Consider the following 14,598-nt stretch of genomic DNA (forward strand, 5'->3'; position numbering starts at 1 on the left):
ATTCGATGCGATGTCGGGTGGATGGCAGGATCGAGATGGGAGTGGAAAAAGAGCGTCTGATAACGGTGATGGGGTATATGATGAATAGATATGTTGTTTTTATAAAGAGTGATGAATCAAAAGTGCTAAGAAAGGAAATGGTTACACGAGAAATAATTAAAGACATGAAGCAGAAGGGGTTTAGAAAGCATCATATCGAAGTAGAGGCTGATAACGAAAGCGATGCCATTAAAAAATTAAATAAGAACAGCAATGATTATTTGGATTCATTGAGAAATTTTTCAGGTGATTTATTGTTCTGTTCTATTTGTGTCATTGTTATGACGATAGTCTATTTTGCCACGATGAAAATGAGTTAGAAGTAGATACTGTAGAGTTTAAAGAATAAAAAGGCTTGTCGAACTGGATCTCTCTGATTTTTTTCTGGATATGATACTGCCATTGGGTGAAACATACGTTCGTAAAATTTATTGGCGCCAGGTTCACTCAGAAGATTTAAAGGTGTTTATTGTAATGGTTTCATATCCTCTCACCAAAATTAACTGACCTTCTGCTTATTTTATTGTCAATACAGTAGCCTGTGAATTTGAATGTTAGCTATCACTAAGGGACGCTGCTCATGTTTCGCCAGGAAGCGATCGATAATCAGAAAATGAAATGGCGTGGCAGGGCGCTTCTGCTACCCGGTATTCCCGTTTGGGGCACGACAGGGTTCTGCCTGTTTTTCTTCATCGCCTTTCTCACCTTCGCGATCGCCGGTACCTATACCCGGCGGGTCAACGTGACCGGCGAGATCAGCACTTATCCGCGCGCCGCCAACGTTTATTCCGCCGTCCAGGGGATAGTGGTCAAGCAATTCGTCACCGAAGGGCAGGTGATTGCCGCTGGTGCCCCCATTTACCAGATCGACGTCAGCAAGAGTACCCGTAGCGGTGTGATCAGCGACAACCAGCGGCGGGATATCGATGGCCAGCTGGCACGCATTGCGCAAATCATCAACCGACTGGAAAGCAGCAAGCAGGCCACGCTTATCATGCTGGAACAACAGAAGGCGCAATACACCGCCGCATTCACCCGTTCCACCGATATCCTCAAACGCGCCCAGGAAGGGATTCGTATCATGAAGGAAAACATGGAGAACTACCGGCACTATCAGACCAAGGGGCTGATCAATAAGGATCAGCTCACCAACCAGGTGGCGCTGTATTACCAGCAGCAGAACAACCTGCTGGGCCTGTCCGGCCAGAACGAACAGAATGCGCTGCAGATCACCGCGCTGGAAAGCCAGATCCATATCCAGGCTGCCGAATTCGACAACCAGATTTACCAGATGGAGCTGCAGCGCTACGAGCTGCAAAAGGAGCGGCAAAACATAGATGCCACTGGCGATATTATCGTTCGCGCGCTGGCCGGCGGCCGTATCGATTCGCTGAGCGTCACGGTTGGCCAAATGGTCAACGTCGGCGACAGTCTGCTGCAGATTATCCCGCAAAACATCGATCGCTATGCCCTGGTACTGTGGGTGCCCAACGACGCTATCCCCTACATCGTCGCCGGCGATAAGGTCAATGTGCGCTATGACGCTTTTCCGGCGGAGAAATTTGGCCAGTTTGCCGGTACGGTGGCCGTCATCTCCAAAGCCCCGGCCTCGCCGCAGGAAATGCTGACCTATCAGGGAGCGCCCAAAGCGGCGCTGACCGCCGCCGTGCCGTACTACAAGGTGATCGTCATGCCGGAGAAACAGGCCGTTGCCTATGACGGTAAACGCCTGAGCCTGGAAAACGGCATGAAAGCGCAAAGCACCCTGTTTCTGGAAAAAAGGAAGATTTATCAATGGATGCTGTCGCCGTTCTACGACATGAAACACAGCGCGACGGGGCCAGTCAATGAGTAGGACCTCATTCAAACAACGGGTCAGCCAACTGGATCTGCGGTTGCGCCACCGGGTTTCGATGGTGCACCAGACCGAGTCGTCGGAATGCGGGCTGGCCTGTCTGGCGATGATCTGCGGTTATTACGGCAAAAATATCGACCTGATCGCGCTGCGCCGGCAGTTCAACCTGTCAACCCGCGGTGCAACGCTGGTTGGACTGACCGGTATCGCCGAGCAATTGGGGTTGAGCACCCGTCCCCTGTCTCTGGATCTGGACGAACTCGGCGCGCTAAAACTGCCCTGCATTCTGCACTGGGAATTCAACCATTTTGTGGTGCTGGTCAGCGTCAAAGGCCACCGCGCAGTGCTGCATGATCCGGCGCGCGGGCGCCGGGCCGTCAGCCTGACGGAACTGTCGCACAGTTTCACCGGCGTAGCGCTTGAGGCCTGGCCCGGCAGCGAATTCACCGCCGACAGCGTCCGCCATCGCATTCATCTTCGCACGCTGATCGGCAGCGTGCATGGCCTCAAGGGGGCGCTCGGCAAAATCTTTTGCCTGTCTCTGGTATTCGAAACCATCAACCTGGTGATGCCCATCGGCACGCAGCTGGTGATGGATCACGCTATTCCTGCCGGAGATCGTGGGTTACTGTCGCTCATTTGCGCCGGATTGATGCTGTTTATCTTGTTGCGGGCTGCCATCGGCATGGTGCGGGCATGGTCAGGATTGGTCATGGCGACGCTTATCAACGTTCAGTGGCAGTCCGGGTTGTTCACCCATCTGCTGCGCCTGCCGCTCGGTTACTTTGAACGTCGTAAGCTGGGGGACATTCAGTCACGTTTCGGTTCACTGGATACGCTGCGCAGCACTTTCACCACCAGCATCGTCGGCGCCATCATGGACGGCATCATGGTGATCGGTGTGCTGGTGATGATGGCGCTGTATGGCGGCTGGCTGACCTGGGTAGTGCTCACTTTCACTGCGCTTTATGTGTTGATGCGACTGCTGACCTACGGCTATTACCGTCAGCTGTCCGAGGAGGCGCTGGTGAGAGAGGCTCGGGCCGGCTCGTATTTTATGGAAACGCTGTACGGTATCGCTACCGTCAAAATGCAGGGCATGGCAGAACGCCGCATCGCTCACTGGCTAAACCTTGAAATCGACACCATCAACACGGGGATCCGCGTCACCCGAATGGACATGCTGTTTGGCGGGATCAACACCTTCATAGCGGCGTGTGACCAGATCGTCATTCTGTGGTTGGGAACCAGCCTGGTGATCGATAACCAGATGACCCTCGGCATGTTCGTGGCGTTCGGCGCCTTTCGGGGGCAGTTCTCCGACCGCATCGGGTCGCTGACGGAATTTTTGCTGCAGCTGCGCATGATGAGCCTGCATAACGAGCGCATTGCCGATATCGCCCTGCATCCGCGGGAGGAGCGTAAACCCGATCACCCTTACACGGCGGGCCTGCAACCTTTGGGATTGACGACCCATGCCCTGAGCTATCGTTACGACAGCCAGTCACCGGCTATCTTTGATGGCCTGGACATCAGCGTTGCGCCGGGCGAAAGCGTGGCCATCGTGGGCCCGTCCGGCGCCGGCAAAACCACGCTGATGAAGGTGTTGTGCGGACTGTTTACCCCGGCTGCAGGGCGGGTTGAGGTGAACGGCGTCGATATCCGGCAGCTCGGCATCAACAACTACCACAAAATGATTGCCTGCGTGATGCAGGACGACAAACTGTTCTCCGGCTCAATCCGCGAAAATATTTGCGGGTTCGCGGACAAGATGGATGATGCCTGGATGGAAGCCTGTGCCCGTGCCAGCTATCTGCATGAGGTGATCATGCGCATGCCGATGGGGTATGAAACCCCGATCGGCGAGTTGGGGGAAGGATTGTCCGGCGGGCAAAAACAACGGCTATTCATAGCCCGGGCAATCTACAAGAAACCGGCTATTTTGTTCCTGGATGAGGCCACCAGTGCACTGGATAAGGAGAGCGAAGCTGCCGTGAATCAGGCAATTAAGAGACTCAATATCACTAAGCTGATCATTGCCCACCGTGAAACGACCATTGCGTCGGCAGATCGGGTTATCCATATTGGATAAGGGGGGATATCACCTGCGCCACAAGCCACTTACATTGCTTTTCTCCCTAAAACCCAATAAGTGGCGATGGGGCAAGGCTATTTTTGCTGCTCGCTTCCGCTTTCAATTTACGGCGCGGCGCATTGCGCGATATTCTGGTTTTCTGATGGGCTAACGGCGGATGAGGGAACCATGACAGACAGCCAGGCATTTGAACAACAAAGCCTCGATAATCTGCTGAGCTATTGGCGGCGCCACCGCCGCCTGCCGGGCGCGCGTTATCCGGCCGGCCCGACCGACACCCTGTGCGACGTGCCGGGCGTCAGCGTCGGGCATCACACGCTGGCCGACGGCGAATGCCAGACCGGCGTCACCGCCATCGTGCCGCCGGGCGATCTGTTCAACCAGCCGCTGCCGTGCGGCAGCGCGGTGCTCAACGGCTTCGCCAAGCCGCTGGGGCTGGTGCAGCTGAACGAACTGGGGGTGCTGCAAACGCCGATCCTGCTGAGCAACACCTTCGCGGTCGGCACGCTGTTCAACGCCATGGTGCGGCGCAGCTGCCGGCGCTACCCGCAGATCGGCCGCGGCAGCGCCACCATCAACCCGCTGGTGCTGGAGTGCAACGACGGCTACCTCAACGATATTCAGGCGATGGCGGTGCGTGAGGAGCACGTCTTCAGCGCGCTGGATAACCATTCCACCCGCTTTGCGCGCGGCAGCGTCGGCGCCGGGCGCGGCATGAGCAGTTTCGGCTTGAAAGGGGGCATCGGCACCGCTTCGCGCTATTGCCCGGGGCTCGGCACCACGCTCGGCGTGCTGGTGCTGGCCAATTTCGGCACCCTCGACTCGCTGACGCTGAGCGGCGTGCGCGTCGGCCAGGCGCTGGGCAAGCTGTTGGCGGATCCGCCGCCGCAGGTGGACGCCGGTTCGGTCATCATCATCATCGCCTGCGATCGGGCGCTGGATAGCCGCCAGCTGAACCGCATCGCCCGCCGCGCGGGCGCGGGCCTGGGGCGGGTGGGCAGCCATTGGGGGCACGGCTCCGGCGACATCGCGCTGGCGTTTTCCACTCGGTTGCTGGGGGCGACGCTGCCGGACGAACGGCTGGAGCCGCTGTTCGCGGCGGCGGCGGACGCCACCGAATACGCGGTGCTGGATGCGTTGCTCAGCGCCGAAGGCGTCAGCGGCTTCGAGCAGCATGCGCGCGTGGCGCTGGGCCCGCTGCTCGATCGGCTGGCGGCAAATTAAATAACGGGAGCCTGATGTGAAAGTCTTTATCTCTGCGGATATCGAGGGGATCGCCGGCGTGATGCGGCCGGAGCAGTGCAACCCGGCCCACGCCGACTATGCGGCGGCGCGCGAGCTGATGGAGCAGGAGGTCAACGCCGCCATCGACGGCGCTTTTGCCGGCGGCGCCACCGAGGTGACGGTGGCCGACAGCCACGCGATGATGCAGAACCTGCGCGCCGACCGCATCGATGCGCGGGCGCGCCTGGTGCAGGGCAAACCGCGCGGGCTGTCGATGGTGGAAGGGCTGCAGCATCAACGTTACGACGGCCTGATGTTTATCGGTTATCACAGCGCCGCCGGCGAGCGTGGCGTGCTGGCGCATACCATCAACGGCCGGGCCTTTTATCGCGTCAGCCTGAACGGCGAGGCGGTAGGCGAAAGCGATCTGTATGCGGCGGCGGCGGCCGAGTTAAACGTGCCGCTGTGGCTGGTGAGCGGTGACGACGAGCTGCAACGCTGGATCGCTGAACGTTATCCGCAATCCGGCTATGTTTGCGTGAAACGCGCCCTCTCGCAAACCGCCGCCGAATCGCTCAGCCCACAGCGGGCGCGCGCCGAGATCCGCGAGCGCGCGATGCAACAGGTGCGCCAGGGCGCCAGACTGCCGGTGGAGCGCCGTTTTATGCCGCCTTACCGGCTGACGCTGATGGCGGCCAAACCGGTGCTGGCGGATCTGTTCAGCCTGGTGCCCGGCGTGGAGCGCCAGGATGCGCTCACCGTGGCCTTCGACAGCGACAACATGGCGGCGCAAATCCGCCTGCTCAGCGTCTTCTCCTATCTGGCGACGACGCAGAGCTGACCCCCGGTGCGGGTTCCCGCCCGCACCGCACGATTCTCCAATAGAAAATCCCTCTTCAACATTAAGCCTACTGGATAATAGGCTACGCTAATTATTGCTCTGTTGTGCTATGTCACCTGACCGGCGCGGCAAGCCATTCCCATAATTAGCGCTGTTTCGCCGAAGGCAGTGACGCCTCCGGTTTTTTTGGAGTCATGAGCAATGAGCATATCCCAAGTTCCGCTTTCGCGGCGGCGGTTTATCGTCGGCGCCGGGGCGTTGGTGATCGGCACCTATCTGCCGTCCACCGGTGCGCTGGCGCGCTCGAACGCCCCGGCCGCCGCCGGCGCGACGGCGTTTGACGCCAACGCCTTCGTCCAGATCGGCGCCGACGGCATCGTCACCGTCATCAGTAAACACACCGAAGTAGGCCAGGGGGTCTATACCGGCATGGCGACGCTGGTCGCCGAAGAGCTCGACGCCAACTGGGCACAGGTGCGGGTCGTGGCCGCGCCTGTGGACACCAATATCTACAAAAACCTGGCGTTCGGCTTCCAGGGCACCGGCGGATCCAGTTCGGTGGCCAACGCCTATGAACAGATGCGGCGCATGGGCGCCATGGCGCGCGCGCTGCTGGTGCAGGCTGCGGCACAGAGTTGGAAAACCTCCGCGCAGGAAATCACCGTGCAGGCGGGCAAGATCCGCCATGCCGCCAGCGGGCGCGAAGCGGGTTTCGGCGAGTTCGCCGAGTTGGCCGCCACGCTGCCGCCGCCCGATCCCGCCAGCCTGGCGCTGAAGGATCCGGCCAATTTCACCCTGATCGGCAAAACGCGCGGTCTGCACCGCGTCGATTCACTGGCGAAAACCAACGGCAGCGCGCAGTTCTCGCAGGATATCCACGAGCCGGACATGCTGACCGTCACCATCAAGAAACCGCCGCGCTTCGGCGGCAAGGTGGCGACGTTTGACGCCGACCGTGCGTTGGCGGTGCCGGGCGTGGTGGCGGTGAAACAGGTTGCCACCGGCGTGGCGGTTTACGCCAAAAATACCTGGGCGGCGATCCAGGGGCGGGATCGGCTTAGGGTCACTTGGGACGATGCGCAGGCGGAGCGACGCAACACCGAGGAGATCTACGCCGAATTCCGCCAGGTGGCGCAGAAAACCGGCGTAGTGGCGAAGAGTCTCGGTAAGCCGGACGAGGTGTTCGACAAGGCCGATAAGGTGATCGAGGCCGAATACACCTTCCCCTACGTCGCTCACGCGCCGATGGAGCCGCTGGACGGCTATCTGTTCTGGGACGGCGAAAGCGTCAAGGCGCGCTACGGCTGCCAAATCCAGACGCTCGACCACAAGCAGCTGTGCGATCTGTTCGAGCTGCCGCCGGAGAAGGTGCAGATTGAAACCATTCTGGCGGGCGGCAGCTTCGGCCGGCGTATCGATCTGGGCAACCCGACGCTGGGGCCGGATCTGGCGGCCGACATGGCGGCGGCGGCCAAGGGCATCGGCCCCGGCCACGGCGTGAAGGTGGTATGGACGCGCGAGGACGACATCCGCAACGGTTGGTATCGCCCGATGATCCTGCATCGCCTGCGCGGCGCCATTCGCGGCGGCAAGGTGGTGGGCTGGACCGATACCGTAGTCGGCCACTCCTGGACGCGCCACAGCGCGATGGATGCGCTGGTGGTCAACGGCCTCGATCAGATGATGGTCGAGGGCGCCAGCGAGGTGCCTTATACCTTTGAGGCCTTCCGCTGCGATGCGCATATCGTGCCCGGCAAGGTGCCGACCACCTCGCTGCGGTCGGTCGCCAGCACCCACACCGGCCACGCGGTGGAGAGCTTTATCGATCAACTGCTGCAGGAAACCGGGCAGGATCCGGTGGAAGGGCGGCTGGCGCTGATGGGCGACGCGCCGCGCGCGGCGGGCGTGCTGCGGGCGGTGGCCAAAGCCGCTGATTGGCAGGGCGCCAAGGTGGTGGACGGACGCGCGCGCGGCGTGGGCGTCGCCAAGGCGTTCGATACCTATGTGGCGCAGGTGGCCGAGGTATCGATCGGCGAAGGCGGTATCCCGAAAGTGCACAAGGTGTGGTGCGCGGTGGACTGCGGCGTGGCGGTGAACCCCGACGTGATCCGCGCGCAGATCGAAGGCGGCATCGGCTACGGCCTGAACCTGGCGCTGTACGGCAATATCACGCTGAAAGACGGCGTGGTCGAACAGTCCAACTTCAATAATTTCCGCCCGCTGCGCATCAATGAGATGCCGGAGGTTGAGGTGATCATCGTGCCTTCGACCGAGAAACCGACCGGCGTAGGCGAACTGGGGGTGCCGACCATCGCTCCGGCGGTCGGCAACGCGCTGGCGCTGCTCGGGCGGCCGCGCGCCTCGCTGAGCCTGCCGCTGCATAATCCCACTGCGAATCCGGCGTCTGACAAGGAGAGAACCTGATGATTCATTTAACCGTAAACGAGCAGCCGCTGACCTTTGAGGGCGATCCGCACATGCCGCTGCTGTGGTTTCTGCGTGACGAAGCCGGCCTGACCGGCACCAAGTTCGGCTGCGGCATCGCCATGTGCGGCGCTTGCACCGTGCATCTGGACGGCGTGCCGGTGCGTTCGTGCATGACGCCGGTCTCCGCCGCCGCCGGCAAGAAAATCACCACCATCGAAGCCGTCGGCGCCACGCCGGAAGGCAAGGCGGTGCAGGAAGCTTGGCTCAACCTGGACGTGGTGCAGTGCGGTTACTGCCAGTCCGGCCAGATCATGAGCGCCAGCGCGCTGCTGGCCCAGAGCAAAAACCCGAGCGATGCGGACATTGACGCGGCGATGGGCGGCAACGTCTGCCGCTGCGCCACCTATGTGCGCATTCGCGCCGCCATCCACCAGGCCGCCAAGGCGTTGGGTTAGGGAGAGACGTGATGAGCAACGCCTTGAAAGGGCTGTTATGGCTGATTATCGCCGTGGTGGTGTTGGCGGGAGGATACGCGCTGTATACCCTGCTGCGGCCTGCCGGCGCGGAGCCTGCGGCGCCGATCGCCGGGGCGCCGGCCGGCATGACCGATAAACTGGCGCGCGGCGAGTACCTGGCGCGCGCCGCCGACTGTGTGGCGTGCCATACCGCGCCGGGCGGCGCGCCTTATGCGGGCGGCTTCGCCTTTAAACTGCCGTTCGGCACCATTTACGGCACCAACATCACCGCCGACAAAGAGACCGGCATCGGCAACTGGAGCGACGATCAGTTCGTGCGCGCGGTGCGTGAGGGCATCGGCCCGCAGGGCAACCTGTATCCGGCGATGCCGTACACCTCGTACACCGGGCTGAGCCGCGACGACGTGCTGGCGATCAAGGATTATCTGTTCAGCCTGCCGCCGGTGAAACAGGCCAACCCGCAAAACGATCTGTCGTTCCCGTTCAACCAGCGTTGGGGCATGAAATTCTGGAACCTGGCGTTCTTCCAGGAGCAGCGCTTCGCGCCGGATCTCAACAAGGATGAACAGTGGAATCGCGGCGCCTATCTGGCGACGGCGCTCGGCCACTGCGGCGAGTGCCATACGCCGCGCAATCTGGGGTTCGGCCTTAACCAGAGCAAGCACCTGAGCGGTGAAGTGGTGCAGGGCTGGTTCGCCGCCAACATCACGCCGGACAAACAGACCGGCATCGGCGGCTGGAGCGACCAGCAGCTGTCGCAATATCTGGCCACCGGTCATGCGCCGGGGCGCAGCAGCGCCGCCGGCCCGATGGCGGAAGCGGTGGAAAACAGCCTGCAGTTCCTGACGCCGGAAGATAATCTGGCGCTGGTGAAATACCTGCGCGATATCGAGCCGATCGCCGGGGACGACGCCGCGGCGGTGAACCTGCAGCCGAAGGGGGCGGGGGCTTCCACGCCGATCCTGCCGGGCAGGCAAGACAGCTCGCTCGGGCGCCGGGTGTTCGCCAACGACTGCAGCGGCTGCCACCAGTGGAACGGGCCGGGCCGCCAGAGCGAGTACGCGTCGCTGGTCGGCAGCACGGCGGTGAACGATCCGCAGGGTCGCAGCGTGGTGCAGGCCATCCTGAAGGGGACAAGCATCAGCGTCGGCGAGCGGCATGAGATGATGCCGGCGTTCGGCAGCGCGTATTCCGACGAGGAAGTGGCGGCGGTCGCCAACTTTGTGGTTGGCCATTTCGGCGACAAGCAGGGCAAGGTCACCGCCAAACAGGTGGCGGAGCAGCGCAAGCAGTAAAGAAAGCGGCGAGGGAGATTCTCCCTCGCCGCGGCGTCAGCGGCTGCGGCGCGACATCACCCGTTTGTCTTTCGGTCTATCCTGCCAGTCCTCAACCTGATTATTGAAGTTGTCCGCCAGCAGGTAGGCCGGGGTTTTCGCCAGCCAGTCGGACAACGAAATATCCTGATAAATGCCGTTGTCCATCACGATCAGTACCTTCAAATCCTCATCGCCGATGTTCTCGATGTAATGGCCGAAGCCCTGCGGCACGTAACCGACGTCCGAAGGGGCGTACTCTTCCGTCTGCGCGTGGCCGTGCGAACTGAACACCGTCATGCGGCCTTTGCCGGCAATATAGTATTGCCATTCGTTGGCATTGGGGTGCCAGTGCAATTCCCGGATTGCGCCGGGTTTCACGATCTCGATGATGCCGGTCATGGTGGTGGAAATGGGAAATTCTTTCGACGACACCAAATGGACGCTGCCGGCGTCATTTTCAAAGAACGGCTTTTGCTTCATTAATTCATAGCGGTGGGTCAGCGGGGCGTTATTTAATCCGCCGTCATTTTTCGGCAATGGCAATGCGGGCGGAACTGCGCCGCCGACAATATAAGCCTCGCCCTGTTTGGCCTTGGAAAATACCGCCGCCGGCATGTCGACGCTTTTTTCCAATGCCTCTTTCGGCATATGCGCCACCCAATCGGTAATGCTGAAAGTGCCGAATTCAGAGAAGTGGCCGTTATCAAACGCCAGAATAAAATGCGCGCCGTCCGCCAGCGCCTGAATGGAATGGCCATAGCCTTTCGGGAAATACCAAACGTCGCCGGGGCCGAAATCTGCCACCTCGCATTTGCCTTCGGGATCGAGGATGGTGATGTGCGCATGGCCTTCGAGCATAAACGCCCATTCGGCGGCGATGGCGTGCCAGTGCAGCTCACGCACGCCGCCCGGCTCCAGCGTCATGTCGACGCCCGCCACGCCTTCGGAGATCGGGAATTGCTCGACGGTGGCTTCGCGCGCCCAGCCGTTGGGCAGGCTGCGCTTTTTGCTGTCGGTGAATTTGTATTTATAGAGATGCTGCGCATCGGCAGGCGGCTGATAGCTGCTGGGAGGCACGATATTGCGATGGTCATCGGCAGCGGCATTTTTGGCGATGCCGCCGATCATGCCGGCGGCGGCCGCGCTGACGGCGGAGACTTTCAATATATCACGACGTGATAGCATAGCGTTTTCTCCAATATAAAACCGTGCGCCTGCAGAAGCAGGCGACAGGGAAGGCGCGATCGCCATTGAAATGATTTTTTGTCATCGGCGGGAATAGGCTGTGACCCTTAAATCCTAGCGGCTGGAATGTATCGCGTAGGCGCTTATTTGTTTGCGTTTGTTACTAAGTGAGAGCGGGTTTAATTAATTAACCGGAAGTTGAATAGTTATGGATTGGAATTAATTTTCACCGCTCACAGGCTTAAATAAATAATAAACGAACGTCATTTTTTATTGGCCGTTCGGGCTTTTTATGACTGCCCCACGGTCTCCAGCACCAGCTGACGAAAGCGCTCGACGATCGGCGAGGCCGGGCTGCGGCGCAGCGCCAGGTAAAGCGGGGCGCTGAGCTGCACTTCTGCGGCGAGAGTGCGGTAGACGATGCCGTCGCCGCCCAGCCGCCGCATGGAACCGGGCACGATTGACACCCCTAATCCGGCGCCCACCAGGCTGAGGGTGGCCGGCAGGCGCGGCGCTTCCTGCACGATGCGCGGGCTGAAGCCGGCGCGGTGGCAGGCGGCCAGGATGGCGTCGTACAGCCCCTGGCCGGCCGGGCGGCGATAGAGAATAAACGCCTCGTGAGCCAGTTCGGCCAACGGCAGCGGTTGCTGCGTTTCTTGCGCCAGCCGGTGGCCCAGCGGCAGGGCGACGATCATCGGCTCGCTGAGCACTGGCTCTACGCTCAGGCCGGGAATGCCGTTGGCCGGCGAGCGTACAAAGGCGGCGTCGAGGCGCTGTTCCAGCAACGCCTCCATCAGTTCGCCGCTGCCGGCTTCTTCCAGTTGAGTGGTGATGCCCGGCAGGATGTCGCGGTAGCGGCGCAGCAGGTTGGGCACGAACGGGTGTAGCGCGGCGGAACTGGTGAAACCGATGGCGATGTGGCCCTGCTCGCCGCGGGCGGCGCGCTGCACCGCTTCGCGCAGGCGTTCGGCGCGCGCCAGCAGGGCGCGGGCTTCTTCGAACAGCACGCCGCCCGCTTCGGTGACGCGCACGCCGCGCGGCAATCGCTGTAACAACTTCACGCCCAATTCGTCTTCCAACCCCTGCAACAGGCGGGTCAGCGGCGGCTGCTGGATAAACAGCCGCTCGGCGGCGCGGGTGATGTTGCCTTCTTCCACCACGGTGACGAACGCCCGCAGGCGACGCAGTTCAATCATAGCCATACCTCAAAGGTATCTTTCGTTGTTCCGGAATGCATTAGACATCATGGCACGGCGACGCGCATGATACCAGACATCAAAACAAGCGATGTGGAACGGCAATGTCATGTCAGATATCAATACGTTAAAACCGCACCCGGCGGCAGCGCCGGGCAACGCGGCGCTGTTTTTGGGCTTTCTGTGGCTGGGGCTGATCGGCTTCGGCGGCGTACTGCCGATGGCGCGCAGCATGTTGGTGGAACGCCGGCGCTGGCTGAACGCGGAACAGTTCACCGAGCTGCTCGGCCTGTGCCAGTTTTTGCCCGGCGGCAATGTGATCAACCTGTCGGTGGCGGTGGGGATGGAATTTCGCGGGCTGCGCGGCGCGCTGTGCGCCTTGCTGGGCCTCATCAGCGCGCCGACGGCGATCGTGGTGGGACTGGGCGTGGTGTACGCCCGCTTCCAAAACGATCCCCATGTGCAGCATGTGTTCGCCGGGCTGGCCGCCGCGGCCGCCGGGCTGCTGCTCTCGACCGGGATCAAGATGCTGCTGCCGCTGCGCGGCAAATGGCCGGCGCTGGCGATCGTCGCGCTGGCGCTGATCGCCATTGCCTGGCTGCGCCTGCCGCTGTTGCCGACCATGCTGGTGCTGGCGCCGCTGAGCATTCTGCTGATGTGGAGGTGGCCGTCATGAGCGGGGTGTTGATGGCGTTGGCGCTGATCTTCACCGAGCTCTCTTTATTGGCGTTCGGCGGTGGCATGACCATTCTGCCGGAGATGCAGCGGCAAGTGGTAGAGGTGCATCAGTGGATGAGCGCCCAGGAGTTCAGCGCGCTGTTCGCCATGGCGCAGGCCGCGCCGGGGCCGAACATGATGATCGTACCGCTGGTCGGTTGGCACGTGGCCGGCTGGGCGGGGCTGCTGGTTTCTTCGATCGCCAAGTTCGGGCCGTCTTCCATCGTTACGCTATTGGTGATGGGCGCCTGGCGGCGCTTTAAGGATCGTCCGTGGCGCCGTATCGTGCAGGCCGGGTTGGTGCCGCTGACCGTGGGGCTGGTGGTGGCCAGCGGCCTTTTGATCGCCGAGGCTTCCGCGCCCCATTGGCGGCTGGCGGCGATCGTGGCGCTGGCGACGGGATTAAGCATGAGCAAGCGCCTCCATCCGCTGTGGGTGCTGGCGGGCGGCGCGCTGCTCGGCCTGCTGTTTGCCTGAAGGGTTAGCGCGGGATCAGCACAAAGCGTGAAGGGCCGTTGCGGTCGATCAGCTCATAGCGCTTCGGCGCGGTCAGGGCCAGAAACGCCACCATGCTCCCTTCGGCGTCGGTCAGCGTCATGCCGTCCGGCGTCGGCCGCCAGGCGACCGGCAACGTTTGCAGCGCCAGCGGCTGCAGGCACTCGGCGGAGGCGCTGAAGCGGAAAGCGTTGGTGTTGGCTACCGCTTCATCGCTCAGCTGCACCTCGCAGACGGCTTTACCGTCGCCGATGGCGGCGAGCTGCCAGTCGCCCTTCAGCGCGGCGGGTTCCAGCAACGGCAGTGAACTGCCCAGGGCACTGCTGCACAATACGCTCATAACGACTCCTGTCAGGCTGGCGCGACGCAAGGCGCGCATAAGGAAATGGGTTGGCATCGGGTCACTCCTTTCGGCTGTCCGTTCACACCTTAGCACGTTCCCGGCGGGATGATGAGGCAAGGATTAGGTTTTTTAATCCTCGATTATTCTGATCTAACCGTCGCTAAAAGGCGCGAAAAGACGAGTGATTAACCTGTTATTGCGCTTATTTTTCTCATTAATATAGTGAGAATACAAATTGTTATGGTTATCTCCTTCTTAACGCCCGGCGCGGTGAAGCCAGGCTGGGCGGGCTCGCGCCGCCGGAGTGAGTCACTATACTGGTCAATCCTAAGCCTCGACTTAGATAAGAACGACTGATGAATGGTCTTACAAATCGAGTGGATTCCTAG

General features: G+C 61.2%; 13 protein-coding genes. 10 read left to right on the top strand and 3 right to left on the bottom strand.

Going from position 1 to position 14,598, the window contains the following annotated elements; all coding sequences use genetic code 11:
* Positions 1–35: 35 nt before the first annotated feature.
* The 8 genes from ACJ8IP_RS03195 (at position 36) to ACJ8IP_RS03230 (ending at position 10,252) form a co-directional block, all read left to right on the top strand.
* Complete coding sequence (locus ACJ8IP_RS03195) at positions 36–359, top strand: hypothetical protein (protein WP_108682301.1); 324 nt, start codon at positions 36–38, stop codon at positions 357–359.
* Between the two features lie 260 nt (positions 360–619).
* Positions 620–1,894: an HlyD family secretion protein gene (locus tag ACJ8IP_RS03200; RefSeq protein WP_108680675.1), complete on the top strand. Its 1,275-nt coding sequence runs from the start codon at positions 620–622 to the stop codon at positions 1,892–1,894.
* Positions 1,887–3,986 carry a peptidase domain-containing ABC transporter gene (locus ACJ8IP_RS03205; RefSeq protein WP_164106320.1) on the top strand — a complete coding sequence of 700 codons (2,100 nt, stop codon included), beginning with the start codon at positions 1,887–1,889 and terminating at the stop codon, positions 3,984–3,986. Before ACJ8IP_RS03200 ends, ACJ8IP_RS03205 begins: the two co-directional genes overlap by 8 nt.
* 171 nt (positions 3,987–4,157) lie before the next feature.
* Entirely contained in the window at positions 4,158–5,213 is a 1,056-nt protein-coding gene (locus ACJ8IP_RS03210) for a P1 family peptidase (protein ID WP_033650461.1), read from the top strand.
* A 16-nt stretch (positions 5,214–5,229) separates the two neighbouring features.
* Complete coding sequence (locus ACJ8IP_RS03215) at positions 5,230–6,054, top strand: M55 family metallopeptidase (protein WP_033650460.1); 825 nt, start codon at positions 5,230–5,232, stop codon at positions 6,052–6,054.
* A 201-nt stretch (positions 6,055–6,255) separates the two neighbouring features.
* A complete protein-coding gene (locus tag ACJ8IP_RS03220) occupies positions 6,256–8,478 on the top strand; it encodes a xanthine dehydrogenase family protein molybdopterin-binding subunit (RefSeq protein WP_033650459.1) in 2,223 nt (740 codons plus the stop codon).
* On the top strand, positions 8,478–8,936 hold the full coding sequence (locus ACJ8IP_RS03225; RefSeq protein WP_033650458.1) for a (2Fe-2S)-binding protein: 459 nt from the start codon (positions 8,478–8,480) through the stop codon (positions 8,934–8,936). Before ACJ8IP_RS03220 ends, ACJ8IP_RS03225 begins: the two co-directional genes overlap by 1 nt.
* 11 nt (positions 8,937–8,947) lie before the next feature.
* Positions 8,948–10,252 (top strand): c-type cytochrome, encoded by a 1,305-nt coding sequence (locus tag ACJ8IP_RS03230; protein WP_164106318.1) that lies wholly within the window; start codon positions 8,948–8,950, stop codon positions 10,250–10,252.
* Between the two features lie 36 nt (positions 10,253–10,288).
* On the opposite strand, the gene ACJ8IP_RS03235 is transcribed toward ACJ8IP_RS03230, so the two are convergent.
* Both ACJ8IP_RS03235 and ACJ8IP_RS03240 read right to left on the bottom strand, forming a co-directional pair.
* The gene (locus ACJ8IP_RS03235) at positions 10,289–11,458 is read right to left on the bottom strand and encodes a cupin domain-containing protein (protein ID WP_164106316.1); all 1,170 of its coding nucleotides are present in this window, start codon (positions 11,456–11,458) and stop codon (positions 10,289–10,291) included.
* A gap of 290 nt (positions 11,459–11,748) precedes the next feature.
* The gene (locus ACJ8IP_RS03240; protein ID WP_164106313.1) at positions 11,749–12,660 is read right to left on the bottom strand and encodes a LysR family transcriptional regulator; all 912 of its coding nucleotides are present in this window, start codon (positions 12,658–12,660) and stop codon (positions 11,749–11,751) included.
* Positions 12,661–12,763: 103 nt separating this feature from the next.
* On the opposite strand from ACJ8IP_RS03240, the gene ACJ8IP_RS03245 reads away from it, so the two are divergent.
* The gene (locus tag ACJ8IP_RS03245) at positions 12,764–13,330 is read left to right on the top strand and encodes a chromate transporter (protein ID WP_042785697.1); all 567 of its coding nucleotides are present in this window, start codon (positions 12,764–12,766) and stop codon (positions 13,328–13,330) included.
* Positions 13,327–13,848 carry a chromate transporter gene (locus ACJ8IP_RS03250; protein ID WP_033644268.1) on the top strand — a complete coding sequence of 174 codons (522 nt, stop codon included), beginning with the start codon at positions 13,327–13,329 and terminating at the stop codon, positions 13,846–13,848. Before ACJ8IP_RS03245 ends, ACJ8IP_RS03250 begins: the two co-directional genes overlap by 4 nt.
* Positions 13,849–13,852: 4 nt before the next feature.
* Here the strand turns inward: ACJ8IP_RS03250 and ACJ8IP_RS03255 are convergent, their stop codons facing one another.
* Entirely contained in the window at positions 13,853–14,206 is a 354-nt protein-coding gene (locus ACJ8IP_RS03255; protein WP_123061673.1) for an AprI/Inh family metalloprotease inhibitor, read from the bottom strand.
* Positions 14,207–14,598 lie beyond the last annotated feature (392 nt).

Source organism: Serratia sp. CY52157 (assembly GCF_052168495.1).
Taxonomy (GTDB): Bacteria; Pseudomonadota; Gammaproteobacteria; order Enterobacterales; family Enterobacteriaceae; genus Serratia; species Serratia ureilytica.

Coding starts and splice junctions, on each gene's coding strand:
- ACJ8IP_RS03230 (WP_164106318.1), top strand. CDS start 8,948: ATGAGCAACGCCTTGAAAGGGCTGTTATGGCTGATTATCGCCGTGGTG.
- ACJ8IP_RS03225 (WP_033650458.1), top strand. CDS start 8,478: ATGATTCATTTAACCGTAAACGAGCAGCCGCTGACCTTTGAGGGCGAT.
- ACJ8IP_RS03235 (WP_164106316.1), bottom strand. CDS start 11,458: ATGCTATCACGTCGTGATATATTGAAAGTCTCCGCCGTCAGCGCGGCC.
- ACJ8IP_RS03240 (WP_164106313.1), bottom strand. CDS start 12,660: ATGGCTATGATTGAACTGCGTCGCCTGCGGGCGTTCGTCACCGTGGTG.
- ACJ8IP_RS03195 (WP_108682301.1), top strand. CDS start 36: ATGGGAGTGGAAAAAGAGCGTCTGATAACGGTGATGGGGTATATGATG.
- ACJ8IP_RS03220 (WP_033650459.1), top strand. CDS start 6,256: ATGAGCATATCCCAAGTTCCGCTTTCGCGGCGGCGGTTTATCGTCGGC.
- ACJ8IP_RS03245 (WP_042785697.1), top strand. CDS start 12,764: ATGTCAGATATCAATACGTTAAAACCGCACCCGGCGGCAGCGCCGGGC.
- ACJ8IP_RS03210 (WP_033650461.1), top strand. CDS start 4,158: ATGACAGACAGCCAGGCATTTGAACAACAAAGCCTCGATAATCTGCTG.
- ACJ8IP_RS03200 (WP_108680675.1), top strand. CDS start 620: ATGTTTCGCCAGGAAGCGATCGATAATCAGAAAATGAAATGGCGTGGC.
- ACJ8IP_RS03250 (WP_033644268.1), top strand. CDS start 13,327: ATGAGCGGGGTGTTGATGGCGTTGGCGCTGATCTTCACCGAGCTCTCT.
- ACJ8IP_RS03205 (WP_164106320.1), top strand. CDS start 1,887: ATGAGTAGGACCTCATTCAAACAACGGGTCAGCCAACTGGATCTGCGG.
- ACJ8IP_RS03255 (WP_123061673.1), bottom strand. CDS start 14,206: ATGAGCGTATTGTGCAGCAGTGCCCTGGGCAGTTCACTGCCGTTGCTG.